Source organism: Cryobacterium sp. Hh7, assembly GCF_004403155.1.
Classification (GTDB): domain Bacteria; phylum Actinomycetota; class Actinomycetes; order Actinomycetales; family Microbacteriaceae; genus Cryobacterium; species Cryobacterium levicorallinum.
Genome location: NZ_SOHG01000015.1, coordinates 156722 through 181393 on the forward strand (window position 1 = coordinate 156722; position 24672 = coordinate 181393).

A 24672-nucleotide genomic window follows, 5' to 3' on the forward strand; every position below is an offset into this window, starting at 1 on the left:
TGCCTCGCACACCTAACGAAAGGTACTCACATGTGTTTCGGATTTGACGGAGCGAATGAACTGAACAAGTCGCTCGCAGGCAAGAAGAACCTCAACCGCCGCAACTTTCTGCGCGGCGCACTCGCGGCAGGAGCCGGAGCCGGCCTCGCCGTGGCCGGCGCGAGCTCGGCCATGGCGACACCGGGCCTGAATTCTGCCAAAGCGGGCGCGGCAGGCAAGCCGGGTAAGGGCCGCAAGGTTCCGCCGGGACTGATCAGCATCCAGCTGTACACGTTGCGGTCGATCATGAGGGGCGACGGCGTTGACGCCACCTTTGAAGCGCTCGCAGACTACGGTTACACCAAGGTGGAACTCGCCGGGCTCTACGGCCGCACCCCGGCGGCCATGCGCGCCTACCTCGACGAACTCGGCATCACGCCGAGCTCGAGCCACGACGGTATCAGCGGCTCGCCCGCGGCGCTGCAGGCCAAGATCGCCGGTGCGGTAACGCTGGGGCAGACGTACATGAATGTTCCCTATCTGGCCTCGAGCGTGGCCGACGACTGGCGCCTGTGGGCTGACCAGATGAACGCCGAGGCATCCGTTGCCCAGGCGGCGGGGATCAAGTACGGGTACCACAACCACGCCCACGAGTTCACGACCGACCTCGGTGGCGGGCTCACGCCGTGGGAAGTTTTCACGACCCGGCTCGACCCGAAGCTCGTTCACCTCGAGGTGGACCTCTATTGGGCCGTCACCGGCGGTGTGGGTGTCGGCGCCGCTGACCCGGTGCAGTTCGCTATCGACGTGATCAAGGATGCGCCGCAGAAGGTGCTCGAGTACCACGTGAAGGACCGCGACGCGGCCGGCGGATTCGCTGACCTCGGCACCGGCACGATCGACTTCGCGCGCATCTTCGATGCCCACCCGGTGAAGCTGTACGCGGTCGAGAACGACCAGCCCGACGTCACCCCGCTGCAGACCGCCGAAGTGGGTTACAACTACCTGCGGAACGTGCGCTTCTAGCACTCCCTTCTGGCATGACAACGGCGCCCCTGCGAGGGGGCGCCGTTGTTGTGCGCTGGGTACCGGAGCGGTTATACCGCGGCGGGCTGTTTCAGCCCGGCAAGCTGCAGGAGCAGATCCCGCACTTCGGTGGCGGCGATGCTGCCCCTGGCGGCCGCCGGGTCCGAGCAGAGCAGCACCGGGGCGTCTGCCGAACTGTCGGGCAGGCGCCCGTGGGAACCACGCACGCAGGAAGGGTCAAGCGGCACCACGTCCATGGCGTAACGCAGCCCCACCTTCTTCTTCGCGAGGTTGCGGGCCGCCCGCAGCTTCACGAAACGGTCGTCAGGGTCGAAGAACAGCTCGGCTGGGTCGTAGCCGGGCTTCTTGTGAATCTCCACGCCCCGGGCGAAGTCGGGCGCCAGGGCGTCGTCGAGCCAGTAATAGTAGGTGAACCAGGCCTGTTTCTCGGCCACGGCCACGAGCTCGCCGCTGCGCTCGTGGTCGAGACCGTATCGGGCCTGACCCTCGGCATCGAGCACCTCGGCCACTCCCGGCAGCGCTTCAAGCAGCGTGCTCACCCGCGGCACATCGGCGGGGTCCTGCACGTAGACGTGCGCGAGCTGGTGGTCGGCGACCGCGAAGGCCCGGGAGGTCCACGGGTCGAGCAGCTCGCCGCTCGCGTTGCTGTGCACCTCGAGCAGGCCCTCGCGACGCAGCAGCCGGTTCACATCCACCGGCTGGTCCACGTTCGTGATGCCGTATTCGCTCAGCACCACGATGGTCACGCCGAGCCGTGAGGCATCGTCGAGCAGCGGCGCGAGCACCCGGTCGAGTTCGCGAGCGGCCTCGAAGGAGCGCGGGTCGTCGGGACCGAACCGTTGTAGGTCGTAGTCGAGGTGCGGAACGTAGACGAGGGTGAGGTCGTGGTCGGGTAAAACGTGCCGAGCCGCGCCCACGATCCAGCGCGAGGAAGCCATACCCGCGGTCGGGCCCCAGTAGGTGAACAACGGAAAGTCACCGAGCTTGGCCACGAGTTCGTCGTGCAGCGCGGGCGGGCGGATGTAGGCATCCGGGCTCTTGCGTCCGTCGGCGTGATAAACGGGGCGCGGTGTGATGGTGACGTCGGTCGTGGCGCCCATGGCGTACCACCAGCACACGTTCGCCACCCGGTAACCGGGATTCGTGCGACGGGCGGTCTCCCAGACCTTCTCGCCGCCGACGAGGCGGTTGTGCTGGCGCCAGAGGTTGACCTCGCCGATGTCGCGCAGGTACCAGCCGTTGCCCACGATGCCGTGTTCGGCGGGTGTGAGCCCGGTGAGGAAGGTGGACTGCGCCGAGCAGGTCACGGCGGGTAGCACGGTACCGAGCTCGGCGGAAAAGCCGCGGGCCGCGACGGTCTGCAGGCGCGGCATCACGGCGAGCAGCCGGGGGGTGAGGCCGGCGACATCGATCACGAGAAGCGGCGTCGGCGTGGCCTCACTCATACGCGGGCACCCCGCATGATGGAGTTGCCGGCGAATTCGGCCGGCGGGGCGGCATCCGTTGTATCGCTTGGTTCGTCGAGGTCGAGGCGACCGCTCTGGCCGAAGAACTCCACCGGGTTGCGCCAGAGGATGCGGTCGACGTCATCGTCGGTGAAACCGGCGGCGAGCATGGCCTCACCGGTGCGGCGCGTGGTGAGGGGGTCACTGCGACCCCAGTCGGCGGCCGAGTTGACGAGCACGCGGTCGAGGCCGACGTCTTTCAGTACGGCGACCATGCGGGTGGGGTCCATCTTGGTGTCGGGGTAGATACTGAAGCCCATCCAGCAGCCGGAATCAACGACCTCGTGCACGGTGACCTCGTTGAGGTGGTCGACGACGACCATGCCGGGCGCGATGCCGCTCTCCCGCACCACGTCGAGGGTGCGGCGGGTGCCGGCGACCTTGTCACGGTGCGGAGTGTGCACGAGCGCGGGGAGTTCGTGGGCTACGGCGAGCGTGAGCTGGGCGGCGAAGGCGTGGTCTTCCTGCGGGGTCATTGAGTCGTAGCCGAGCTCGCCGACGGCGACGACGCCGTCTTTCTCGAGGTAGCGCGGCATAATGTCGAGCACGCCGGCCAGGCGCGGGTCGCCGGCCTCCTTGGGGTTGAGCCCGATCGTGCAGAAGTGGCGGATGCCGAATTGGCTGGCCCTGAACGGTTCCCAGCCGACGAGAGCGTCGAAGTAGTCGATGAACGAGTCCACGCTCGTGCGCGGCTGACCGAGCCAGAAGGCCGGCTCCACCACCGCGCGCACCCCGGCCGCGTACATGGCCTCGTAGTCGGTGGTGGTGCGGGAACTCATGTGAATGTGCGGGTCCATGATGCGCATGTCGAGTTCTTACTCCTTATATATAGAGGGATGGCCGGTTGCAGTGCGTTGAGCAGGTCGGCCGGGAGGTCCGCGCGGTGCAGGCACTCGGGAAACGCGGCGACCACGGCGGGAATATCGGCGGGAATATCGCGCCCGGCTGCGCTGCGTTCGTGGGCGAGGTCGACGAGCATGCGGACGAGTTCGGCGTCTTGCCGCTCGGCGAGATTCGCGATGACGTGCAGGGGAACACCCATGAAGACGCACTTGACGACGGCGTGGCGGTACGCCTCGACGCCGAGGTAGCGCGCGCCATACGGTTGCAGGGCAGCCGCGACCAGGCGCACGTCATTGGTGCGAAGGGCATCTTCGACGAGGGTCAGGAGTGTTGAACCGATGCCAGTGCCGCGAGGATCGTCGGGACCGTCAAGCCGGTGCAGTCCGCGCAACACACCGCGTTTCTCCCCGGCATCGCCGTGACGATACAGGTCATCCAGAAGATCAACGCACTCCGGACCGGCGAGTGCGCCCAGCAGAACTCCGCGCGCCGCGTCGTCGACGGTGCCGTAGCGCAGGCCCAGCAAGTCTCCGTCCCGGAGTGGGGCACGCCCACAGCGCCGGGACACGGCCGGGTAGTGCTGGGTGATCGCTGCCGAATGATGCTCAACGTCGACGCGGGCGGCTTCGAGCCAGATCGATCCGGCGTCGGTCAGGTGGTCGTGCAGGGCGGTGCCGCTCACTGGTACGCTCCCCGCGGTTTCGGTCGTGGTGACAAATGTGGTGACAATCATGTGGCGGATACCTTCCGGCTGAGGCGCAGACCGAGCGGCAGCAGTGCGGCAACGGCCAGGCCGGTTCCAACGAAGCCGGACCGCGCGATCAGCGCCGCCTGCAGTCCGATCGTGCCGATGACCGAGGCACCGACAACGCGGCGCACGTCGCCGGCGGCACGCGTGTTCCGCGCGCGGAGTTGCGCTGGCGCGACGGCGCCGAGATAGACGGTGGCGAGGGCGGCGCCGACCACCCGGGGCAGCCATCCGTTGGCCGGCCGGATGGCGGGACCGGCAGCGGCGGCGACGGAAGCACAGACGGTGCCCGCGACGGCCAGGGTGCCCACGAGGGCGCTCGTGGATCCGTGCACCTCGTCGCGACTGAGGGTGGTGGTGCCGAGGGTGTGGGTGAAGACGGTGAGTGCCGCCGAAAGCCCTGATCGCACCGATCCGGCGCCGAGCAGCACGTCGAGCAACCGGGTGGCCGCCATCGATACCGGGCCGAACGGGGTGGACTTGAACACCAGGTCATAGGCCCAGACGCTCGCGGCGAGCGGGAGCGCTACGGCGAGCGCACGCCGCCCGCCACTCAGTGCGGCGACGGCGACGCCAGCCGCGGTGAGCACGATCGCCACGGTGAGGGCCTCGGCTGGCGTCACGTCGCCGGAGGGGATCGGTCGTTCCGGGCGCTCGACCGCGTCCAGAGCCCTATCGGCGTAGTCGTTCAGGGCCATGCCCGCCCAGTAGATCAGGGTCGAGCAGAGCGGGAGCAGAACGGTGTGCGGGCCGAGGGAGCGCCCAGAGGCAGCGGCGCCGGCCAGGGTATCGCCCGGCGCGGTGAGCGCGGCGGGAAGGCGCACGAGGCGGGCAAAAGCATCCGGGGTCATCATGCGCGACTCAGGCCGACTGACCGGCAAGGACACGGCTGTCGGCGCGGCTGTCGGCGCGGCTGAGAATCGCGGTCATCGCGGCAAACACGGCCTCCTCCGGGTTCTCGGCCAGCTGGTACGACCGCCAGCCGATGTGTTTGTCGGGGCGCACAAGTACGACACCGTCTTCGGCCACCTCGCGCAGCCTGGCCCAGTCGAAGTACAGGTCGGTGACGGGCTGGCCGGGACCGATGATCACGGTTTCGAGCTTGACGCCGAGCCGCTCGCCCACCCGCGCCGCGGCATCCGCCCAGACTGAGCCGGTGATGCCGGTGATGAGTGTGAACTGCGAGAAGGGGGCGAGGTCGTGGGTCGAGAGCTTGTGGGTGCTGTCTCCCACCCAGGCGTGCGGCAGGCGCGAGCCCGGCACGGTCGAGGGTTGGTAGTACAGTTCGGGATCGCGCTGCGGTTCCGGGCGCACTGATCCGTCGCCGACGATGGCGGTCGATTCGTAGAACTGTCCGACCTCAACGCCGTGGGCGTTGAACTCATAGTTCTTGACCTCCATCGCGTTCTGGATGGCCTGCCGTTTGGCTGCGCCGGCCGGGGTGTTCGCCTTGCGTTCCTCGATCATCTCGATCATCTCCGATTCGGTGCGCGCCGTGGTCACGCCGAGCGCGTCAAATAGCTGGCCGAATTCGCTGGCCGACTTGTTCGCCCGCAGTACGATTTGCCTGGCCACCGGGGCGCGCTCCTCGGTATAGGTCTCCAGAAGCTCAGGGCCCGAGGTGCCGGCGAGCACGGCGGCGAGCTTCCAGGAGAGGTTGTATGAATCCTGAATCGATGTATTCGACCCCAGTCCGTTACTCGGCGGATGCTTGTGCACCGCGTCTCCCACGCAGAACACCCTCCCCCGCTGCAGCCGGGTGGCGTACTGGGCGTTGTTGCCCCACAGCGACGTTCCGGTGATCTCCACCTCGAGGTCGGGCAGGCCGAGCAGATTGCGAACGATCTGCGTGGCGGCGGCCTCGTCGATCACCGGGGCTGGTTGCGAGATGTCGTAGCCCCACACCACGAGCCACTGGTTCCACGGCCGGATCATGCGCACCAGGCCTGTTCCGATACCGCCGATGTTCGACCCGGGCTGCACCACCCAGTACAGCACCGAGGGGCGATGCCCGACGAAGGGCGTGATGTCGGCGGTGAAGGTGATGTTCATCGAGCCGGCGATATCCATCTCCCCCTCCATCGGCAGGTCGATGTCGGCGGCGACCTGGGAGCGCGCTCCGTCGGCGCCGATCAAGTACTTGGCACGGATGCTGAACTCGGTTCCCGTGAGCCGGTCCAGCACGCGCACACTCACCCCCTCCGCATCCTGCACGTGGGAGAGGTACTCCGTCGAGAACCTGGTCAGTGTTCCCCGCGTCGTGGCGTTCTTCACCAAAATGGGCTCGAGGTAGGTCTGCGGAATGTCGCAGGTGCTGGCCGGTGAGGCCAGTTCGTAGTCGGCACGGCGGGCCGGATGCGTACCGAAGGTGAGAATGCGTCCGAGTTCTTCGCCGGCGATCGACGTGCAGAACACCGTGTCACCCATCAGCTCGTTCGGTGTCGACTCGGCGCGCACCGCGTCTTCGATGCCGACGTCGCGAAAGATCTCCATCGTGCGCTGGTTCGTGATGTGGGCGCGCGGCGTATTGGCCGTCCATCGGTACTTGGTGATCATCATGTTGGCGACGCCGAGGGTGGAGAGGAACAGGGCTGCGGCAGATCCGGCCGGGCCCGACCCGATGATCAGCACCTCCGTCTCGACCAGGGCGCCGTGCGGCAGGGCGGTCTCGCTAATCCCGTCATCGAAGACGATCGGCGCCCTGCTGCCCGGCAGGGTCACTTGCTGCGGCTGCCGTGGGAGGCGAATCGCTGCTGCAACAACACCGCGACCACGATGATGACGCCCTTCGCCACGTTCTGCACCGAGGTCGAGAGATTGTTCTGGGTGAAGACGTTGGTGAGCGTGCTGAAAATCAGTACGCCGAGCACGGATCCCACGATGGTGCCGCGGCCGCCGATGAGCAGCGTGCCGCCCACCACGACGGCGGCGATCACGTCGAGCTCAAGGAGCGTGCCGTGCGTCGAGGTACCGACCGTGGTGCGGCCGAGGAACATCACCCCGGCGATGCCGGCGGTGAGGCCCGAGAGCATGTAGACGTACACCATGTGGCGCTTCACCTTGATACCGGCGAGGCGGCTCGCCTCGGCGTTGCCGCCGACGGCCACTGTACGTCGGCCGAAGGTGGTGCGGTTGAGCAGTACCCAGCCGGCCACCGCCACGACCAAAAAGATCCAGATCAGGATGGGCACGCCGAGCAGGTCGGCGCGAAAGAAGCTCAGAAATTCCTGGTTGTTCACGATCTGGGTCGACCGGTTCGAGATGAGTTCGGCGAGGCCGCGCGCGCCCACGAGCATGGCGAGCGTCGCCATGAACGCTACGACGCCTCCATACGCAATCACAACGCCGTTCACGAAGCCGGCCAGGGTGCCGACGAGAAGCGCGACCACGACGATCAGTAGCCAGGACGACTGCGCGGAGGCCAGCTGCACCGCGGTGAGGCTCGCCACCACGCTCGACAGGCCCACCACCGAACCCACCGACAGGTCGATGCCCCCGGCCGTGATCACGAAGGTCATTCCGACGCAGACCACGCCAACGATCGAGGCGAAGCGAATGATGGTGACGAAGTTGTCGAAACTGGCGAACCGGTCGCCCGCGGTGAGGACTCCCACCAGGATCAGCAACCCGAAGGCGATGACCAGCCCGAGGTTGCGGCCCACCGATCCGCCCAGCATCCGCTTCACGATGCCGGGCGGTGTGTCGTGCGCAATGGGGGTCGGCGGGGCCGCCTGGGTGATTTGCTCGCTCATGCGGCACTTCCTCTCATGACCAGATCGAGCACACCGGGCTCGTCGATTTCGTTGGAATTAGTAGTGGTGAGAACCTCGCCGTCGCTGATGACCAGCACGCGGTCGGCCAGGCCGAGCACCTCGTCGATCTCGCTGGAGACGACGATGATGGCGGTACCCGCCTCGGCGAGGCGGCGGATGAGGGCGTAGATCTCCGCGCGTGCGCCGACGTCCACCCCCCGGGTCGGTTCGTCGAGCAAAAGCACCGTGGTGCCGTGCACGAGCCACCGTGCAAGCAAAATCTTCTGCTGGTTTCCGCCGGAGAGGCTGCGGGTCGCCAGATCGGGAACGGCCGGCCGCAGCTCGAGGGCCTGAATCTGTTTTCGGGCGGCTTCGCGTTCTGCGCCCTCGCGCAGAAACCCGCCGCGGGCGAACCGTGCGAAGGATGACAAGGTGACGTTCTTGAAAATGGGTTCGTCGAGGATGAGTCCCTGGCTCTTGCGCTCCTCCGGGGATAAGCCGATGCCGGCGCTGACCGCGGCGTCGACGGAGCCGGGGCGCAGCACCTTGCCGTTCACTGTGACCGTGCCGCTCGTGCTGCGCCGGGCCCCGTAGATGGCCTCAAGAATTTCGGAGCGGCCGGAGCCCACCAGTCCGGCGAGGCCCACGATCTCGCCCGCGCGCACCTCGAGCGAGACGTTGCGGAACAACCCGCGCACGCCGAGCGCGTCGCAGCTCAGCACGATGGGCGCATCCGCTGGCAGCGGGGTGGCCGCAGGGAAGACGTTGGCGACTTCGCGGCCGGTCATCAAGCGGATGAGGTCTGGCGTGGGGGTATCGGCCACGCTCAGGCCCGACGCCGTGGTTTTGCCATCTTTGATCACCGTGATGCGGTCGCCAATGCGCCGAATCTCCGCGAGCCGATGGGAGATGTAGACCACAGCGATGCCCTGCGCGGTGAGCTCAGCGACGACGCGGAACAGGTTCTCCACTTCCTGGGAATCGAGCACGGCGCTGGGTTCATCCATGATGATCAGCTTGGTGTCGCGGCTCAGTGCCCGAGCCATGCTCACGATCTGCTTGTTCGCAGCCGAGAGTTGGCCCACTTCGGTGCGCGGCGAGATCTCCCTATGACCGAGCCGCGCGAGGATCTCCTGCGTCCGGGCGTTGGCCGAGGCGACGTGCAGCACACCGCCGGTGGCCTGCTCATGCCCCAGAAAGACGTTCTCAGCGATGGTGAGGCCGTCGACCACGTCGAGTTCCTGATACATCGTGGCGATGCCGAGTTCGAGCGCGGCCACCGGGCCACCGATGGTGACCGGTTCGCCCTGCCAGAAGATCTCGCCGGAGTCAGGCTGATAAGCGCCGGAGAGGGTCTTGATGAGGGTGGATTTTCCGGCACCGTTCTGGCCGAGCACACAGTGCACCTCGCCGGGTCGCACAACAAGGTCAACGCCCTGAAGCGCCTTCACACCGGCGAAACTCTTTCGTAGCCCGCGAACTTCGAGTAATGCTGCGGAATGGTCAACAGTGATCATGCAAAAAACCTAACACAAAAGCGACACTTACGTCGATGAACATCAATAAGTTGCACGCAAACCGTCACCATCTGCTATCGTTCAACTCGTCAGCGTCGACGCCTCCTCAATTGTTCGACAATTGAGTCGCACTCTCGCCGGCAGCACGACACCCCTGCACCTGCAGCCATCCACCGAGCCAGAGGGAATCACATGCTTGCACCCCGCACTGTCCGTCGCAGAATTCTTTTCGCCGCCGGCACCTCGCTGGCCGTCGTCGGCCTCATCACCGGCTGCACGGCCGGTACCGCCACGAACACCCAGCCCACGAACGCCAGCGTTGAGGGCAACGAAGCCCAGGGCGACAGCATCACCATCGGCTATTCGGGCCCCGCGGCCGACCACGGCTGGCTCGGCGCCATCAACAACGCCGCCATCGCCGAGGCCGCCAAGTACCCCGACATCGACCTCAAGATCGCCGAGGGCACCAACGATGCCAACCTGCAGATCAGCCAGGTCGAAGGCTTCATCAACGATGGCGTCGATGCCATCGTGCTGCTGCCCACCGACGGCGCCGCGCTTACCCAGGTGGCCATCCGCGCCATGGAGGCCGGCATCCCTGTGATCAACGTGGACCGCGAGTTCTCGAGCACCTTCGCCGCCCGCGCCACCATCCTCGGTGACAATTACGGAATGGGCGTCAGCGCCGGCACCTACATCTGCGAGGAACTCAGCGACAACCCCGACGCCGTGGTCGCCGAAATCGCCGGCATCGACTCACTCCCCCTGACCCAGGAGCGCAGCGCCGGCTTCAAGCAGGCCCTCAGCGACTGCGGACTGTCGGTCACCAACCGCGTCTCCGCCGACTTCACCGTGGCGGGCGGCGAGGCCACCACCTCACAGCTGCTCGCCGCGGCCCCGCAGATCGACGCGCTCTGGAACCACGACGATGACCAGGGAATCGGCGTGCTCGCTGCCATCGACGCCGCTGGACGCGACGAGTTCTTCATGGTCGGCGGCGCCGGATCCGCTAACGCTATGCGCCTGATCCAGGCCGGCGACAGCGTGATGAAGGCCACCGTGGTTTACCCCTCCACCCAGGCTGCCGACGGCATCCGCTTGGCGCGCCTGCTCGTGCAGGACAAGGCCATGAGCGACCTCGTGGAGGTGGAGATCCCCAACCGGATCGTGCTCAACGCCCCCGTGGTGACCAGTGAGAACGTGGAGCAATACCTGCCGACCGCCTTCGAGTCCTAAGCACCACCGGCGCGTCGCACGGGGAGCAAGCCAGCCTTTGCTCCCCGTGACCATCAACAGAAAGAGTTCTCACATGAGCGCACCGCTACGCGTCGCATTGATCGGCCACGGATTCATGGGCGCCGCGCACTCCCAAGGCTGGCGCGTCGCCCCCCGCTTCTTCGACCTGGCGGCGCAGCCCAAGATGAGCGTTCTCGTGGGGCGCGACGCCGCGCAGGCGGCGGAGGCCGCCACACGCTGGGGCTGGGCCGAGTCGTCCTCCGACTGGCGGGCGGTGATCGACCGGCCGGATATCGACGTGATCGACATCGTCACCCCTGGCACGTCGCACGCCGAGATCGCGATCGCCGCGCTCAACGCGGGCAAACATGTCCTGTGCGAGAAACCACTAGCCAACACGGTCGCCGAGGCCGAGGCGATGACGGATGCCGCCGCTCGCGCCTTCGACCGGGGCGTCTACGCCATGGTCGGGTTCACGTATCGGAGAATTCCGGCCGCAACACTCGCCCGCGATTTTGTCGCCGCCGGCAAGATCGGCGACATTCGCCAGGTGCGCGTGAACTACCTGCAGGACTGGCTCGTCGACCCGCAAACCCCGCTCACGTGGCGTCTACAGAAGGAACTTGCCGGCTCCGGGGCACTCGGCGACATCGGTGCCCACGCCATTGACCTCGCCCAGTTCATCACCGGAGACCGGCTCGCGAGCGTTTCAGGCATCATCGAGACGATCGTGAAGGAACGCCCGCTTCTTGGTGCCCGGCAGGGGCTCTCCGGCACCGGAACCACCGAGCGCGGCCCTGTGACCGTCGACGATCTGGCCCTGTTCACCGGTCGGTTCGCGGGCGGTGCCCTCGGAAGCTTTGAGGCCACACGCTTCAGCACCGGGCGCAAGAATTCCTTCCGCATCGAGGTTGCCGGCTCCGACGGCGCGATTTCTTTCGACCTGGAAGATCTCAACGTGCTGAGCTTCTTCGACGGACACGCCGCGAGTGGGCAGCAAGGCTTTACCAAAATTCTGGTAACCGAGCCGCAGCATCCGTATCTGGCCGCCTGGTGGCCGCCAGGGCACACGCTCGGCTACGAGCACGGATTCACCCATCAGGCCAGGGATTTCGTCGAGGCCATCTCGGCGGGAGTGCAGCCGACTCCCTCGTTCGCTGACGGCCTGCAGGTGCAGCGGGTGCTCGCCGCAGTCGAAGCCAGCTCCGATAATGGAAGCGCCTGGACCCCCACCTCCACCCCCGTACTCGCAGCACAGAAATAGGAGAACTCATGGCCCGCCCCATCACACTGTTCACCGGCCAGTGGGCCGATCTGCCCTTCGAAGAAGTGGCGCGCCTCGCCTCCGAGTGGGGCTACGACGGCCTCGAGATCGCTTGCTGGGGCGACCACCTCGACCCCAATCGCTGGAACGACGCCGAGTATGTCGCCGACAAGCTCGGCGTGCTCGAGAAGTACAACCTGAAGGTGTGGGCAATCTCCAACCACCTCAAAGGCCAGGCTGTCTGTGACGATCCGATCGACCAACGGCACCGCGACATTCTTCCCGACTCGATCTGGGGCGACGGCGACCCGGAGGGCGTGCGCCAGCGTGCCGCCGAGGAGATGAAGAACACCGCCCGGCTCGCCGCGAAACTCGGCGTGAAGACCGTCATCGGGTTCACCGGCTCGTCGATCTGGAAGTATGTCGCGATGTTTCCGCCCGTCTCGCAGGACCTCATCGACGCCGGCTACCAGGATTTCGCCGACCGCTGGAACCCGATTCTCGACGTGTTCGACGAGGTCGGCGTGCGATTCGCCCACGAGGTACACCCGAGCGAGATCGCCTTCGACTACTGGACGACCGTTCGCACCCTCGAGGCCATCGGGCACCGGCCCGCGTTCGGGCTGAACTGGGATCCGAGTCACTTCGTGTGGCAAGACCTCGACCCGGTGAGCTTTCTCTGGGACTTCAAGGACCGCATCTACCACGTTGACTGCAAAGACACCAAGAAGCGCATGAAGAATGGTCGCAACGGCCGCCTCGGCTCACTTCTGGCCTGGGCCGACCCCCGCCGCGGCTGGGACTTCATCTCCACCGGCCACGGCGATGTGCCATGGGAAGACAGCTTCCGCATGCTCAACACCATCGGTTACTCCGGGCCCATTTCGGTGGAGTGGGAGGACGCCGGAATGGATCGCCTGATCGGCGCGCCCGAGGCGCTCGCCTTCGTACGCTCGCTGATCTTTGACGCTCCAACGGCAGCGTTCGACGCGGCGTTCAGCTCCCGAACGTAGGCTTTGGCCCATTCGCGCGGGCAAAAGCGCGTGGCACCCTGGCCTCGCCAGGGCGCTCGGCTCTCACAGTCGCCTCACAGGCTCCCGGAACCAGACCGTTAGGCAGGGCCGCTAACGTCGTAGGCAACAGCAGCGACAAACGAATGGTGAACTTCCGCATGAGCACTTCCGGCCAGGCCCGCCCGCCCAAGAAGGACCGACGCGAAGACGCCCGCGAAACCGCCCGCCTCATGCGCGCCGAGCAGGTCAATCGGGACAAACGCCGTCGACTCTTTCTGCGCGGAGGCATCGGTATCGGCCTGCTCGCCGTGGTCGCCATCGTCGCCGTGGTCATCGTGAACAACGTCACCGCCCCGGCAGCGGCGAGCCCGGCCAACATGGCCAGCGACGGCATCCTGCTCGGTAGCGACGGCACGACGGTTTCCGCCGCCGCGACAGCAGCTCTCGAAGCGGATGCCGACCCGATCGCCACCGACCAGAGCGCGCTTGTCGACACGGCCAACATCGTGATGTACATCGACTATCTGTGCCCGATCTGCGGCGATTTCGAGGCCACCAACGGCGAGCAGATCACCGAGTGGGTCACCGCCGGAAATGCCACGGTCGAGGTTCACCCGATCTCGATTCTCGACCGGTTGTCGTCGGGCACCGAGTACGCCACCCGCGCCGCAAACGCGGCTGCCTGCGTGGCCAACTATGCCCCCGACAACTTTCTCGACTTCAACGCGGCTATGTTCGCCGATCAGCCCGCCGAGAACACGACCGGCCTGACCGATGCCGAGCTGACCAGCCTGGTTGAGGGGTCCGGGGTGACCTCCAGCGAGGTCGCCCGCTGCATCGCCGATCAGACCTACTCCGACTGGGTCGACGCCTCGACGCAACGTGCGCTCGAGGGACCGATTCCCAACTCCGACACTGATGCAATCGAGGGAACCCCGACGGTGCTGGTGAATGGCGTGAAGTACTCGGGCTCCAACAGCGATGCCGCCACTTTCGAAGCCTTCGTCACTGAGCAGGCGTCCGCTGATGCCGAGTCGGGCGAATAGCATGTACGGCCCGATTCATCGACCGGGCCCGGGCCCGGAAAGCGGGCCCACGATCGATCATGGGCCCGGCTCCGCAACCTGGGCCCGACGTTCTCAGCCCAGCGCCAGCCCCGCCAACAGGGCGAGCGCAGTTCCACCGCCGGATGCCGGCGCAGCATCCGCGAAAACGGATGCCGCGCCGCCCGTGTTCGGGGCGGTTCTCGATTCGGCGACCCGCTGCATCCACTTTCACTCTGAACTGGACATCGTCGCGATCAGGTTCGCCTGCTGCCGGCGCTACTACCCGTGCTACCAGTGCCACGACGAGGCTGTGCGGGGCGAACCCGTTCCGCATGCGGCCGGTCGGTGGCCACAGTCCGAGTGGTCGGAGCTCGCGATTCTGTGCGGGGCCTGCCACCGCGAGCTCAGCATCACCGAGTATCGCCAGGTCGAGCGCTGCCCGCACTGCGCGGCCGAATTCAACCCCGGCTGCCGCCTGCACGCCCACCTCTACTTCGAGGAGTCCGACGGCTGATCCGGCCGCGGGCCGATACCTTCAGCCCCCTGAACGCTGGCCACCTCTGGTGAGGTGCCAACTTTGGCCCCATGAACCCCGCCACGCCACGCGAGGTACCAACTTCCGCCCCGTGAACGCTGGTCATCTCTGGTGAGGTGCCAACTTTGGCCCCATGAGCTCCGGCCAAGGGGGCAAAGTTGGCACCTCAAGAAATCCAAGGGGCCAAAGATGGCACCTCGCGGCGGCGCACGCACCCCATTCCTCGGGCTCCCATTTCAGGCCCAATCTTTTCCGGGCCCGGGCCCGGAAAGCGGGCCCATGATCGATCATGGGCCCCCGTTCGCAACATGGGCCCGGCCTCGCGGGCGCCAGAGACAGAGCCAGAGGCAGAGTCAGCCGAGCGCCAGCCCCGCCCACAGACCGAGTGCTGCGCCGCCCACGGATGCCGCGAGCATGCCGATCCCGTTGGCCAGCGCCGCGAGATACCGCCGTTGCTGGGCCAGTCGCACGGTCTCGAAACTCGCCGTACTGAACGTCGTGTAGCCGCCGAGCAGACCGACGCCGATCACGAGGCTCCACTCCGGCGCGAGCAGGTGGTTCAGGGCGAGGCCGGTGACGAGGCCAAGCAGCAGCGAGCCGCTCACGTTGATGATGGTCGTGCCGAACGGAAACGCCCCGCCGAGGCGGGATCGCACGAGGCCGTCGAGGTAGAACCGGGCGGCCGCGCCCACACCGCCGGCGCAGGCGATCCCCAGGAACAGGAGCGGGGTCATCCGTTCGCCCCCGGATGCCGGTGCAGAGCGACGCCGAGCACGATGCCGAGCCCGGTGGCCACGCCGCCGAGCAGCACGGTACCGAGAGCATAGGTGAGCGCGAGGCCGATCTCACCGCCGATGAGTAGCAGTGCACTCGCGGTCGCGAGCGCGCTGTAGGTCGTGAAACCGCCGAGCAGACCGGTGCCGAGCAGGAGTCGCAGGCTGCGGCGGCCACCGGCATCGTGTCCGCTGCGCACGAGGGCCTCGAGCAGGAGGCCAAGCAACAGGGCACCGAGTAGGTTGATTCCGAGCGTGGTCAGCGGTAGGCGACCGTCAGGAAGCACGAGCGAGAGAGCTTCGCGCAGGGCGGTGCCCGCCGTCCCGCCGAGAAACACCAGGCCGAGGTAGCGCCAGCGCAGATGCGCGGCGCGCGGCGTGATTTCGTCGATGGTGTCCTGCCCGGTGTGATTCCGTCGCAATGAGTAGGAACCATCAGCGCGGGCAGTTTGAGCGGATGCTCCGGCGGGATCCATCGCCGAGGCCAGAATACACGCCTGCACCCGGGTAGGCCTCCGGCACGTGGCGACTGCGGCAGGTAATCGCTGCGGCGCGAGATACCCGCGCGGCTGGACGGCTACCGCTCCGACTCCCACGGCAGCTCGTCGCGGAACGCTACCGGGGCGAGCGGAACGACGACGACCGGCCGGTGCTGCCGGTGGGCGAGGTGTACGGCCACGGAGCCGCCGAAGAATTCCTGCACGCTGGCCCGCACGCCGGATTCGCGGGTACCGACCACGATCATCGCGGCGTCGAGCGTGTCGGCGAGGTGGGCGAGGGCACGGGCCGGATCGCCCGCCACCGCCCGGGCAGACCAGACCAGGTTGCTGCCATCGAGCAGGGTCGTCAGATGAGCGCGGAGGGCCACGCTGAATCCGTCGTCATCGGTGTCGTCAAGGTCGGGGTCGACCGGCAGGGAGATAACGCCTCCATCGGCGAACTCATCCACGAAATATCGGCCAGCATCGACCGTGGCGCAGACCAGCTCGGCCTGAAACCGGGCCGCAAAGGCAGCGGCCTCCAGCACAACGGCGTCGGGCTGGCCCGGAATCACGCCGATGATCACATAGGTGCTCACGGGTGGCTCCTCTCCCCTGGCGTCAGCTTGACAGCAATTGCGCCGAGCGCATAGGGCCAGAACAAACCGAACAATTCGAAAAACGACACACGACACAAACGGATGCCCCGGCGCCGGCCATCAGCACGAACGGCGGCCTGACAGGACGGCTCAGGTCCCGGACGCGATCAGGCGGCCGACCTCAGACGGCGGCGAGCACGCCCGCGACGGAGTCGAGCGAGCCGGGCACCAAACTGTAATACGACCAGGTTCCCCGCTTGGCCCGACTGAGAAAACCCGCGTCGACGAGCACCTTCAGGTGGTGCGAGATGGTTGGCTGGCTCAGCGTGAGCTGGTCGGTGAGGTCGCAGACACAGGCCTCGGCGTCGGCGTGGGCTGCCACGATCGAGATGATGCGCAGTCGGGCGGGGTCAGCGAGGGCCTTGAGCGAGCGGGCCAGGGAGTCTGCATGGTCCGGGGCGATGGCTGCGCGCGCCAGCGGGGAGGAGCAGGCATCCGCTTGAGAAATGTCGGTCAGGGGCAGGGTCCGGGTAAACGCCATCTGAACAGATCCTCCTTAGATTGACATTGGTCAATGTATTGATCTAGCGTGGACATCGACAACGATCAATGTTACCGCGAATCGCTGTCGTCAAGACTTGGAGATTCGTGAGCATTACGGCACCTGCCCCCACCCGACTCGGCGCGATGGACCGGCTGTTGCCAGTCTGGATCCTCGCCGCCATGGGCCTCGGCCTGCTGCTCGCCGTGTTCGTTCCGGCCGTCGGCGATCTGCTGCACGCGTTCACGATCGGCTCGATCAGCGTGCCGATCGCCATCGGGTTACTGATCATGATGTACCCGGTGCTCGCCAAGGTGCGTTACACGGATGCCCGTTCCGTCGCCTCCGACAAGCGCCTGCTGATCTCTTCTCTGCTGTTGAACTGGCTGGTCGGTCCAGCGCTCATGTTCGCCCTGGCCTGGATCTTTCTGCCCGACCTGCCCGAATACCGCACCGGACTGATCATCGTCGGCCTCGCCCGCTGCATCGCCATGGTGCTGATCTGGAACGACCTCGCCTGCGGCGACCGCGAAGCCGCAGCATTTCTCGTGGCCGTGAACTCGGTGTTCCAGGTCGTCGCGTTCGGTGCCCTTGGCTGGTTTTACCTGCAGGTACTGCCGGCCTGGCTCGGTCTGCCCACCACGAGCGCCGAGTTCTCGATCTGGGCGATCACAGCGAGCGTGCTGGTGTTCCTCGGAATTCCCCTGCTGGCCGGGTATTTGTCTCGCCGCATCGGTGAGGCCCGCCGCGGCCGCGACTGGTACGAGGCGCGCTTTCTGCCCCGGGTCGGCCCGTTCGCGCTCTGGGGACTGCTGTTCACGATCGTCATGCTGTTCGCCCTGCAGGGCCAGCAGGTCATCGACCACCCCGGCGACGTGGCCCGCATCGCACTGCCTATGCTGGTCTACTTCGCGATGATGTTCCTCGCCGGTTTCCTCACCGGGCGCCTGCTGCGCCTGAGCTACGAACGCACCACGACGCTGGCCTTCACCGCCGCCGGCAACAACTTCGAGCTTGCGATCGCCGTCGCGATCGGAACCTTCGGCGCCCTCAGTGGCCAGGCCCTCGCCGGCATCGTCGGCCCGCTGATCGAAGTGCCGGCGCTCGTCGCGCTCGTTTACGTCGCGCTCTGGCTGAAACCGCGACTCTTTCCCGAACGGATGCCGGCGGCCGACTCTGCGCCGGCCGCAGCATCCACTCGTACCCTCGTCTAACTGAAGGAACTTAGAAATGAAACCCTCCGTACTGTTTGTCTGCGTACACAACGCCGGACGCTCGCAGATGGCCGCTGGCTTTCTGACCGCACTGTCGCAGGGCCGCGTCGAGGTGCTCTCGGCCGGCTCGGAGCCGAAGGATCAGATCAACCCGGTCGCGATCGCCGCGATGGCCGAAGAGGGCATCGACATCGCCGGCAACGTGCCGAAGATCCTCACGACCGAGGCCGTCAAGCAGTCCGACGTCGTCATCACAATGGGCTGCGGCGACGCCTGCCCGATCTTTCCGGGCAAGCGTTACGAGGACTGGAAGCTGGACGATCCGGCCGGCCAGGGCATCGAAAGCGTGCGCCCCATTCGCGATGAGATCAAGGCGCGCATCGAGGCGCTGCTCGCCGAGATTCTGCCGGTCGAGGCTTAGGCATGCTTCCCGGCCTGACCTACCCGGAAGAGTCGCTCAAGCGCCTCGCCGGTGAGCTCGCCGAGCAGTTTCAGGGCATCTTCGCCGCCGAGACCGTCGAACGTTACGTGCTCGAGTCTTATACCGGGCTGCTGCGCACGTCGAGCGTGAAGGCTCATTTGACGACCCGCACGGCACGCTTTGCTCGCGAACGCCTGAACGCGCTGGGCCAGGCCAAGGGTGCGATCGAGCGACCGGTGCCCGAGGTTCTGTTCGTCTGCGAGCAGAATGCCGGCCGCTCGCAGATGGCCGCGGTGTTCACCAATGCCCTGTCGGGCGGTGCCGTGCACGTGCGTTCGGCCGGATCGATGCCCCTGCCCGAGCTGAACCCGACCATGGTCGCGGTCATGGCCGAACTGGGCCTGTCGCTCGACGAGTCATTTCCGAAGCCGCTCACGGACGACGTGGTGCAGGCGGCGGACGTCGTGATCACCATGGGCTGCGGCGATGCCTGCCCGATCTACCCGGGCAAACGCTACGTCGATTGGGAGCTCGTCGATCCGGCCGGCCAGCCGATCGAGGAGGTGCGGCGCATCCGCGACCAGATCCGGGCGAACGTCACGGAGATGCTGGCCGGTCTCGGAGTGACCCCCGCCGTCTGAGTCCCCTTCTGGCCCGGGCCGAGAAACGGGGCCCCGGACAGATCCCGGGGCCCGTTTTTTTCAGGTGGCCCCGGCGAGCTGAACCCAGCCCGCACGCCCTACGCGAGCGTCAGGAACAACTTCTCAAGCTCGGGGACCGTCAGCGAGTTCTCGTTGTCGGGGTTCGCGATGCAGTCGCGCATCGCGGTCGACACGATGACGAAGCCGGCCTTGTCGAGGGCACTCGACACGGCAGCCAGTTGGGTCACGACGTCGCGGCAATTGCCGCCGCCCTCGACCGCGGCGATGACGGCGGTCAGCTGCCCCTGCGCCCGGCGCAACCGGTTCAGGATCTTTTTCTGCTCGGCGGCGCGAACGTCGTCCATCTCAGGCCCCCTGCTCGGTCGCCAGACCGGCCTGCTGCCAGGCGGTGGTGCCGCCGGCAATGTTCACGGCGTCGTGGCCGTGCGCGGCCAGATACTCCGCCACCTGCGCGCTGCGTCCGCCGAGGGCGCAGATGACGTGCACCGGAACATCCGCTGGAATCTCGCTGATTCGCCCGACGACCTCGCCCATCGGAATGTGGATCACGCCGGGAACGTGGGCGGCTTCGTACTCCCACGGTTCGCGCACGTCGATGACAACGGGTGCGGTGAGCGCGGACAGCTCGGTGACGGTGATTTCTTTCATGCGAGGGCTCTTTCCAAAATGGGTGAAGTGACGGTTCCGGCCAGCCAGGTGCGGTAGCCGCCGTCGAGGTTGCGCACGTCGAATCCGTGCTGGGTGAGAATGCGCGCGGCGGTGTGGCCGCGCTGACCGACCTGGCAGTGCACGATCAGCGGCACCGGCGGAAGGTCAGCGAGTCGGGCTCGCAACTCGTCGAGTGACACGTTGAGTGCGCCCGGAATGCTGCCGGCGGCAAATTCGCCCGCCGACCGCACGTCCACGAGCACAGCGCCGGCCGCGCGCGCCGCCTCCAGCTCGTGCCACTGCAGGTTCACGCTCGTTCCCTGCGCGAGGTTGTCGGCGACATATCCAAGCTGGTTGATCGGGTCTTTTGCCGAGGCATACTGCGGCGCGTAGGCGAGTTCCAGACGCGTCAAAGCGGATGCCGTCATCCCGGCCGCCATCGCGACCGCGAGTACGTCGATGCGCTTGTCCACCCCCGCACCGCCCACGATCTGCGCGCCGAGAATTGCATCGGTCGCGGCATCGATGAGCAGCTTGATCGACATCCCCTCCGCGCCCGGGAAGTAGCCGGCGTGGTTGGCGGGGTGCGTGTGTGCGATGCGGTGGGCGCGCCCAGCGGCGATCAGGTGCTTCTCGTTCCAGCCGACGGTGGCCACGGTGAGGCCGAAGATGGCGACGATTCCGGCGCCGACGGCCGGCTCCGCCTGCTCGGGAGTGCCGGCGATGCTGTCGGCGACGGAGCGGCCGTGGCGGTTCGCGAGGCCGGCCATGGTGACGAGCGTGCCGGAGCCGTCGACGGCATCCGTTTTCTCGACGCCGTCGCCGACCGCGAAGATGAGTGGATCGCTGGTGGCCTGGGTGCCGTCGACCCAGACGCCGCCGCTCTCGCCGATGCGCAGACCAGCCTGCTCGGCGAGGGTCACGTCGGGGCTCACGCCGCTCGCGTCGATCACGAGGTCGGCGGGTACGGTCGTTCCGTCACTGAGCGTGACGCTCTGCCCCGACGCTCCAGTCACGACGGTGCCCAGGCGCACGTCGACGCCGCGTTCGCGCAGCCGGTCAAGCACGGGCGCGGCCATTTCGGGGTCGAGGGGGGTGAAGATCTGGCTGCCGCGCTGCACGAGGGTCACCTGCACCCCGCGGTGCACGAGGTTTTCGATGGCTTCGAGGCCGATGAATCCGCCGCCGATGACCACAGCGGATGCCGTTTCGACGCCCGCGAGCACCGCGGTGATGTGGTCGACGTCATCGACCGTGCGCAGCGTGTGGGTGGGAATGGTGCTGTCGGTCGCACCGGAACGCGCCGAGGCGCCGGCGGCGAGCACGAGGCGGTCGTAGCTCTCGATGCTTTCTTCGCCGGTGAGCAGATTACGCACCGAAACGGTCTGTTCGACGCGGTCGATCTGCACGACCTCGGTGTCGATGCGCACGTCGAGCGCGAAACGACTTCCGAGAGATTCGGGGGTCTGCAGCAGCAGATCACTGCGCTTACGGATGATTCCCCCGACGAAATACGGCAGGCCACAGTTCGCGAACGAGACGTAGTGTCCGCGCTCGAACACGATGATCTCGGCGCTCTCGTCGAGCCGGCGCAACCTGGTAGCCGCCGACATTCCGCCGGCGACGCCGCCCACAATGATGATTTTCACGTTTGCCTCCATTCAAATTAAACCCTAGAGGGTATCCAGGGCACAAGCCTGCGGGCGCGGCGGCGGCATCCGCTTGCCCGGGCCCACCTTGCGGAAGCGGGCCCATGATCGATCATGGGCCCAGCGACCGGGCCCGGGCCCGGAAACAAGAAACCCGAAAGCCCGAACCCGGAAACACAGGAGGTCCGGAAGGAAATACTCAGGCGACCGGCAGCGCGCGGAAGCCGCGCAACCGCAGACTGTTGGTCACCACGAACACCGAAGACAGGGCCATCGCAGCGCCGGCGATCAGCGGATTCAGCAGCCCGGCCATCGCGAGCGGAATCGCCGCGACGTTGTAGGCGAAGGCCCAGAACAGGTTCGCCTTGATCGTCGTGAGGGTGCGCCGAGACAAGCGGATGGCATCCGCTGCGGCGAGCAGATCACTGCGCATGAGCGTGAGGTCACTCGCCTCGATCGCGACATCGGTGCCCGAGCCCATCGCAATGCCGAGGTCAGCGGTCGCCAGGGCGACGGCGTCATTCACGCCGTCACCGACCATCGCCACCACGTGCCCCTCCGCCTGCAACCGCGCAATCACCCGGGCCTTGTCGGCGGGCAGCACCCCGGCGGTCACGTCGGTAATGCCGACCGAGGCGGCGACATTCTGCGCCGCCGCGAGATTGTCGCCCGTGACCAGCATCGGCGTCAGCCCGAGCGCCCGAAAGCGCTCGACCGCCCCAGCGCTCGTCGGCTTCACTGTGTCGGCGACGGTCAGCACGCCGCGCACCTGGCCCTCCCAGGCCACCATGACGGCGGTCTGGCCGAGCCCCTCGGCGGTGCCCAGCACGGCCTGCAGCTCAATCGGCACCCTAAGCCCCCACCGCTCAACCAGCCACGCGGGCCGGCCGACCAGCACCAGGCGGCCGTCTACCTCGGCCTGCACCCCGAGCCCCTGCTCCGACAGAAACGCCGACGACGGCAACAAAGGGCCGAGCTTCGACACCGCACCCGCCGTGATGGCGCGGGCGATCGGATGCTCCGACCCGCTTTCCGCCGCCCCCGCCAGAGCCAGCAACTCATCGACAGAGCCGCACTCGTGTGGCACAACGCTCGACAGCGTCATACGCCCGGTCGTGATCGTGCCGGTCTTATCGAGAACAATGGTGTCGACCCGGCGGGTGGATTCCAGAACCTGCGGCCCCTTGATCAGAATGCCCAGTTGCGCGCCGCGCCCGGTTCCCACGAGCAGCGCGGTCGGCGTGGCGAGCCCGAGGGCACACGGGCAGGCGATGATGAGCGTCGCGACGGCCGCGGTGAACGCCATCGTCGCGCCGGCACCGACCAGCAGCCAGCCGGCCAGGGTCGCCAGGGCGAGCCCGATCACGATCGGCACGAACACGGCGGAGACCCGGTCCGCCAGACGCTGCACCTCGGCCTTGCCGGTCTGCGCCTGCTCCACCAGTCGGCCGATATGGGCCAGCTCGGTGTCAGCGCCGACCCGGACGGCCCGCACCACGAGGCGCCCGCCGGAATTCAGGGTTGCCCCCACAACGTTGTCGCCCGGTCCGACTTCGATCGGCACCGATTCGCCGGTGAGCAGGCTCGCGTCAATCGCACTCGAACCGTCCACGATCAGGCCGTCGGTCGCGATCTTCTCCCCCGGCCGCACCACAAACTCGTCGCCGACCACGAGCAGCGCGGTGCTGATCCGGCTCTCCACGCCATCCTTCAGCAGCGTAGTTTCCTTCGCGCCGAGTTCGAGCAGCGCCTGCAGCGCCGCCCCGGAGTTGCGTTTGGCCCGCGCCTCCGCGTAGCGCCCGGCCAGAATGAACACCGTGACAGCGGATGCCACCTCGAGATAGATTTCATCGGCGCCGCCTCCCGGGGTGGCCGAGAAAGTGAAGCTCATGGTCATGCCGGCCATCCCGGCCATGCCGAAGAACAGGGCATAGAGCGACCAGCCGAGGGCGGCGAGCACGCCGACGCTGACCAGGGTATCCATGGTCGCGGCGCCATGGCGGGCGTTCACCCAGGCGGCGCGGTGGAACGGCCAGGCTCCCCAGATGGCGACCGGGGCGGCGAGGGTCAGGGCCAGCCATTGCCAGTTCGTAAACTGCAACACCGGAATCATCGACAGGGCGGCGACCGGCACGGTCAGCGCGGCCGAGACGAGCAGGCGCTGGCGCAGGGTGGCCAGCTCGGGGTCGCCGGTGTCCGCCACGGGCGCGGCTGCGGGCCGCACGGCCGTGTAGCCGGTGGCTTCAATCGTCTTGATGGCGTCGTCGACGCTCGTGCCGGCCGGCACGAAAACGCTCGCCTTTTCGGTGGCGTAATTAACCGTGGCGGCGACCCCGGGCATCCGGTTGAGCTTCTTCTCGATGCGGGCAGCGCACGAGGTGCAGGTCATCCCACCGACGAGGAGGTCTACCTGTTGACCATCCGACATCAGGCCTCGGACACCAGCTGGTAGCCCGCCTCCTCAACGGCTGCGGCAACCAGAGCACGGTCGAGCGGGGCGGCGCTCGTGACGGTCACCTGCGAGGTGCCACCCTTAACCAGTTCCACGGTGACGTTCTCAGCCCCTTCGAGAGCTGCAATCTCTTCGGTCACGCTCGCGACGCAGTGACCGCAGGTCATTCCGTCAACGCCGTAGGCGGTGGTCGTGCTGTTCATGGTCAGAACCTTTCTGTCTCCCCGCGAAGGGGTCTCATTCGAGCATACCCCTTGGGGGTACTCAGAGCACTACTATACCCCGAGGGGGTACACTGGGACACTAACGACGACGCAGAGGATAACCGTATGAACGAGTCAGAGTCGACCCACGACGGGCCGCACGGCTACATCTCCAACAAGGATGCCTACCTCAAACGTCTGCGCCGCATCGAAGGTCAGGCCCGCGGGCTGCAGGGAATGGTCACCGACGACAAGTACTGCATCGACATCCTCACCCAGATCTCCGCCATGACGAGCGCCCTCGAATCGGTCGCACTCGGCTTGCTCGACGATCACCTGAATCACTGCGTGCTGCACGCCGCTGTCGCTGGCGGCGCCGAAGCCGAGGCCAAGCTCCGCGAGGCTTCCGCCGCCATCGCACGTCTGGTGCGTTCCTAAAGGACCGGACCTTTGGCCCTAGTCCCCGAGTGCAGCCCGGCGCGACACTTAACAGTCAGCAATACGCACCGGCCAGCATCCGTGCCGACAGCATCCGTGCCGATTGAA

26 protein-coding genes and 1 riboswitch are annotated in these 24672 nt (G+C 66.9%); of the genes, 10 read left to right on the plus strand and 16 right to left on the minus strand.

Translation table 11 applies throughout. The annotated features are described in order from the left end of the window. Positions 1-30 precede the first annotated feature (30 nt). Entirely contained in the window at positions 31-1005 is a 975-nt protein-coding gene (locus E3T43_RS04660) for a sugar phosphate isomerase/epimerase (RefSeq protein WP_134471516.1), read from the plus strand. A gap of 71 nt (positions 1006-1076) precedes the next feature. On the opposite strand, the gene E3T43_RS04665 is transcribed toward E3T43_RS04660, so the two are convergent. Genes E3T43_RS04665 through E3T43_RS04695 form a run of 7 tightly spaced genes read right to left on the minus strand, consistent with a single transcriptional unit; the run spans position 1077 to position 9391 of the window. Next, positions 1077-2471, minus strand: a complete 1395-nt coding sequence (locus tag E3T43_RS04665; protein WP_134471517.1) for an alkaline phosphatase family protein — start codon at positions 2469-2471, stop codon at positions 1077-1079. Further along, the gene (locus E3T43_RS04670) at positions 2468-3337 is read right to left on the minus strand and encodes a TatD family hydrolase (RefSeq protein WP_134471518.1); all 870 of its coding nucleotides are present in this window, start codon (positions 3335-3337) and stop codon (positions 2468-2470) included. The genes E3T43_RS04665 and E3T43_RS04670 overlap by 4 nt, the downstream gene beginning before the upstream one ends. Then, the gene (locus E3T43_RS04675; protein ID WP_134471519.1) at positions 3307-4107 is read right to left on the minus strand and encodes an EboA domain-containing protein; all 801 of its coding nucleotides are present in this window, start codon (positions 4105-4107) and stop codon (positions 3307-3309) included. Before E3T43_RS04675 ends, E3T43_RS04670 begins: the two co-directional genes overlap by 31 nt. After that, complete coding sequence (locus E3T43_RS04680) at positions 4104-4976, minus strand: SCO3242 family prenyltransferase (RefSeq protein ID WP_241978812.1); 873 nt, start codon at positions 4974-4976, stop codon at positions 4104-4106. The genes E3T43_RS04675 and E3T43_RS04680 overlap by 4 nt, the downstream gene beginning before the upstream one ends. Positions 4977-4983: 7 nt before the next feature. Beyond that, the gene (locus tag E3T43_RS04685; RefSeq protein ID WP_241978813.1) at positions 4984-6843 is read right to left on the minus strand and encodes an FAD-dependent monooxygenase; all 1860 of its coding nucleotides are present in this window, start codon (positions 6841-6843) and stop codon (positions 4984-4986) included. Beyond that, the gene (locus tag E3T43_RS04690; protein WP_134471520.1) at positions 6840-7874 is read right to left on the minus strand and encodes an ABC transporter permease; all 1035 of its coding nucleotides are present in this window, start codon (positions 7872-7874) and stop codon (positions 6840-6842) included. The genes E3T43_RS04685 and E3T43_RS04690 overlap by 4 nt, the downstream gene beginning before the upstream one ends. After that, positions 7871-9391, minus strand: a complete 1521-nt coding sequence (locus E3T43_RS04695) for a sugar ABC transporter ATP-binding protein (RefSeq protein WP_134471521.1) — start codon at positions 9389-9391, stop codon at positions 7871-7873. Before E3T43_RS04695 ends, E3T43_RS04690 begins: the two co-directional genes overlap by 4 nt. Before the next feature lie 192 nt (positions 9392-9583). On the opposite strand from E3T43_RS04695, the gene E3T43_RS04700 reads away from it, so the two are divergent. The 5 genes from E3T43_RS04700 (at position 9584) to E3T43_RS04720 (ending at position 14464) form a co-directional block, all read left to right on the plus strand. Next, the gene (locus E3T43_RS04700; RefSeq protein WP_134471522.1) at positions 9584-10627 is read left to right on the plus strand and encodes a substrate-binding domain-containing protein; all 1044 of its coding nucleotides are present in this window, start codon (positions 9584-9586) and stop codon (positions 10625-10627) included. Positions 10628-10700: 73 nt separating this feature from the next. Continuing rightward, entirely contained in the window at positions 10701-11891 is a 1191-nt protein-coding gene (locus tag E3T43_RS04705; protein WP_174844320.1) for a Gfo/Idh/MocA family protein, read from the plus strand. A gap of 8 nt (positions 11892-11899) precedes the next feature. Continuing rightward, positions 11900-12904, plus strand: a complete 1005-nt coding sequence (locus E3T43_RS04710) for a sugar phosphate isomerase/epimerase (protein WP_134471523.1) — start codon at positions 11900-11902, stop codon at positions 12902-12904. 158 nt (positions 12905-13062) lie between these two features. Next, complete coding sequence (locus tag E3T43_RS04715; protein ID WP_198414311.1) at positions 13063-13950, plus strand: thioredoxin domain-containing protein; 888 nt, start codon at positions 13063-13065, stop codon at positions 13948-13950. 1 nt (position 13951) lies between these two features. Continuing rightward, positions 13952-14464, plus strand: a complete 513-nt coding sequence (locus E3T43_RS04720; RefSeq protein ID WP_134471525.1) for a CHY zinc finger protein — start codon at positions 13952-13954, stop codon at positions 14462-14464. A 374-nt stretch (positions 14465-14838) separates the two neighbouring features. Here E3T43_RS04720 and crcB read toward each other — a convergent pair whose 3' ends face one another. The 4 genes from crcB to E3T43_RS04740 all read right to left on the minus strand — a co-directional run bounded on the left by crcB (position 14839) and on the right by E3T43_RS04740 (position 16877). Then, entirely contained in the window at positions 14839-15219 is a 381-nt protein-coding gene (crcB, locus tag E3T43_RS04725) for a fluoride efflux transporter CrcB (RefSeq protein ID WP_134471526.1), read from the minus strand. Next, on the minus strand, positions 15216-15680 hold the full coding sequence (locus E3T43_RS04730; protein WP_241978814.1) for a CrcB family protein: 465 nt from the start codon (positions 15678-15680) through the stop codon (positions 15216-15218). Before E3T43_RS04730 ends, crcB begins: the two co-directional genes overlap by 4 nt. Beyond that, positions 15678-15747: riboswitch (Fluoride riboswitch) on the minus strand. Its footprint overlaps the gene before it by 3 nt. Before the next feature lie 88 nt (positions 15748-15835). Further along, entirely contained in the window at positions 15836-16336 is a 501-nt protein-coding gene (locus tag E3T43_RS04735) for a universal stress protein (RefSeq protein WP_134471528.1), read from the minus strand. 181 nt (positions 16337-16517) lie between these two features. After that, entirely contained in the window at positions 16518-16877 is a 360-nt protein-coding gene (locus E3T43_RS04740) for a helix-turn-helix transcriptional regulator (protein WP_134471529.1), read from the minus strand. 146 nt (positions 16878-17023) lie between these two features. Between E3T43_RS04740 and arsB the strand changes: the two genes are divergently transcribed. Genes arsB through E3T43_RS04755 form a run of 3 tightly spaced genes read left to right on the plus strand, consistent with a single transcriptional unit; the run spans position 17024 to position 19153 of the window. Further along, entirely contained in the window at positions 17024-18091 is a 1068-nt protein-coding gene (gene arsB, locus E3T43_RS04745; protein ID WP_198414315.1) for an ACR3 family arsenite efflux transporter, read from the plus strand. 16 nt (positions 18092-18107) lie between these two features. After that, positions 18108-18512: an arsenate reductase ArsC gene (locus tag E3T43_RS04750; RefSeq protein ID WP_104131561.1), complete on the plus strand. Its 405-nt coding sequence runs from the start codon at positions 18108-18110 to the stop codon at positions 18510-18512. Positions 18513-18514: 2 nt separating this feature from the next. Next, positions 18515-19153 (plus strand): arsenate reductase ArsC, encoded by a 639-nt coding sequence (locus E3T43_RS04755; protein WP_134471530.1) that lies wholly within the window; start codon positions 18515-18517, stop codon positions 19151-19153. A 98-nt stretch (positions 19154-19251) separates the two neighbouring features. Here the strand turns inward: E3T43_RS04755 and E3T43_RS04760 are convergent, their stop codons facing one another. From E3T43_RS04760 to E3T43_RS04780, 5 genes are all read right to left on the minus strand, one after another. Next, the gene (locus E3T43_RS04760; RefSeq protein WP_105033762.1) at positions 19252-19518 is read right to left on the minus strand and encodes a metal-sensitive transcriptional regulator; all 267 of its coding nucleotides are present in this window, start codon (positions 19516-19518) and stop codon (positions 19252-19254) included. A gap of 1 nt (position 19519) precedes the next feature. Then, positions 19520-19822 carry a rhodanese-like domain-containing protein gene (locus E3T43_RS04765; RefSeq protein ID WP_134444051.1) on the minus strand — a complete coding sequence of 101 codons (303 nt, stop codon included), beginning with the start codon at positions 19820-19822 and terminating at the stop codon, positions 19520-19522. Continuing rightward, positions 19819-21471 (minus strand): FAD-dependent oxidoreductase, encoded by a 1653-nt coding sequence (locus E3T43_RS04770; protein ID WP_134471531.1) that lies wholly within the window; start codon positions 21469-21471, stop codon positions 19819-19821. Before E3T43_RS04770 ends, E3T43_RS04765 begins: the two co-directional genes overlap by 4 nt. 199 nt (positions 21472-21670) lie before the next feature. Further along, entirely contained in the window at positions 21671-23860 is a 2190-nt protein-coding gene (locus tag E3T43_RS04775; RefSeq protein ID WP_241978815.1) for a cation-translocating P-type ATPase, read from the minus strand. Between the two features lie 38 nt (positions 23861-23898). Further along, positions 23899-24126 (minus strand): heavy-metal-associated domain-containing protein, encoded by a 228-nt coding sequence (locus E3T43_RS04780; RefSeq protein WP_134471533.1) that lies wholly within the window; start codon positions 24124-24126, stop codon positions 23899-23901. A gap of 126 nt (positions 24127-24252) precedes the next feature. Between E3T43_RS04780 and E3T43_RS04785 the strand changes: the two genes are divergently transcribed. After that, on the plus strand, positions 24253-24564 hold the full coding sequence (locus E3T43_RS04785) for a metal-sensitive transcriptional regulator (protein ID WP_104131557.1): 312 nt from the start codon (positions 24253-24255) through the stop codon (positions 24562-24564). The last annotated feature ends 108 nt before the right edge of the window (positions 24565-24672 follow it).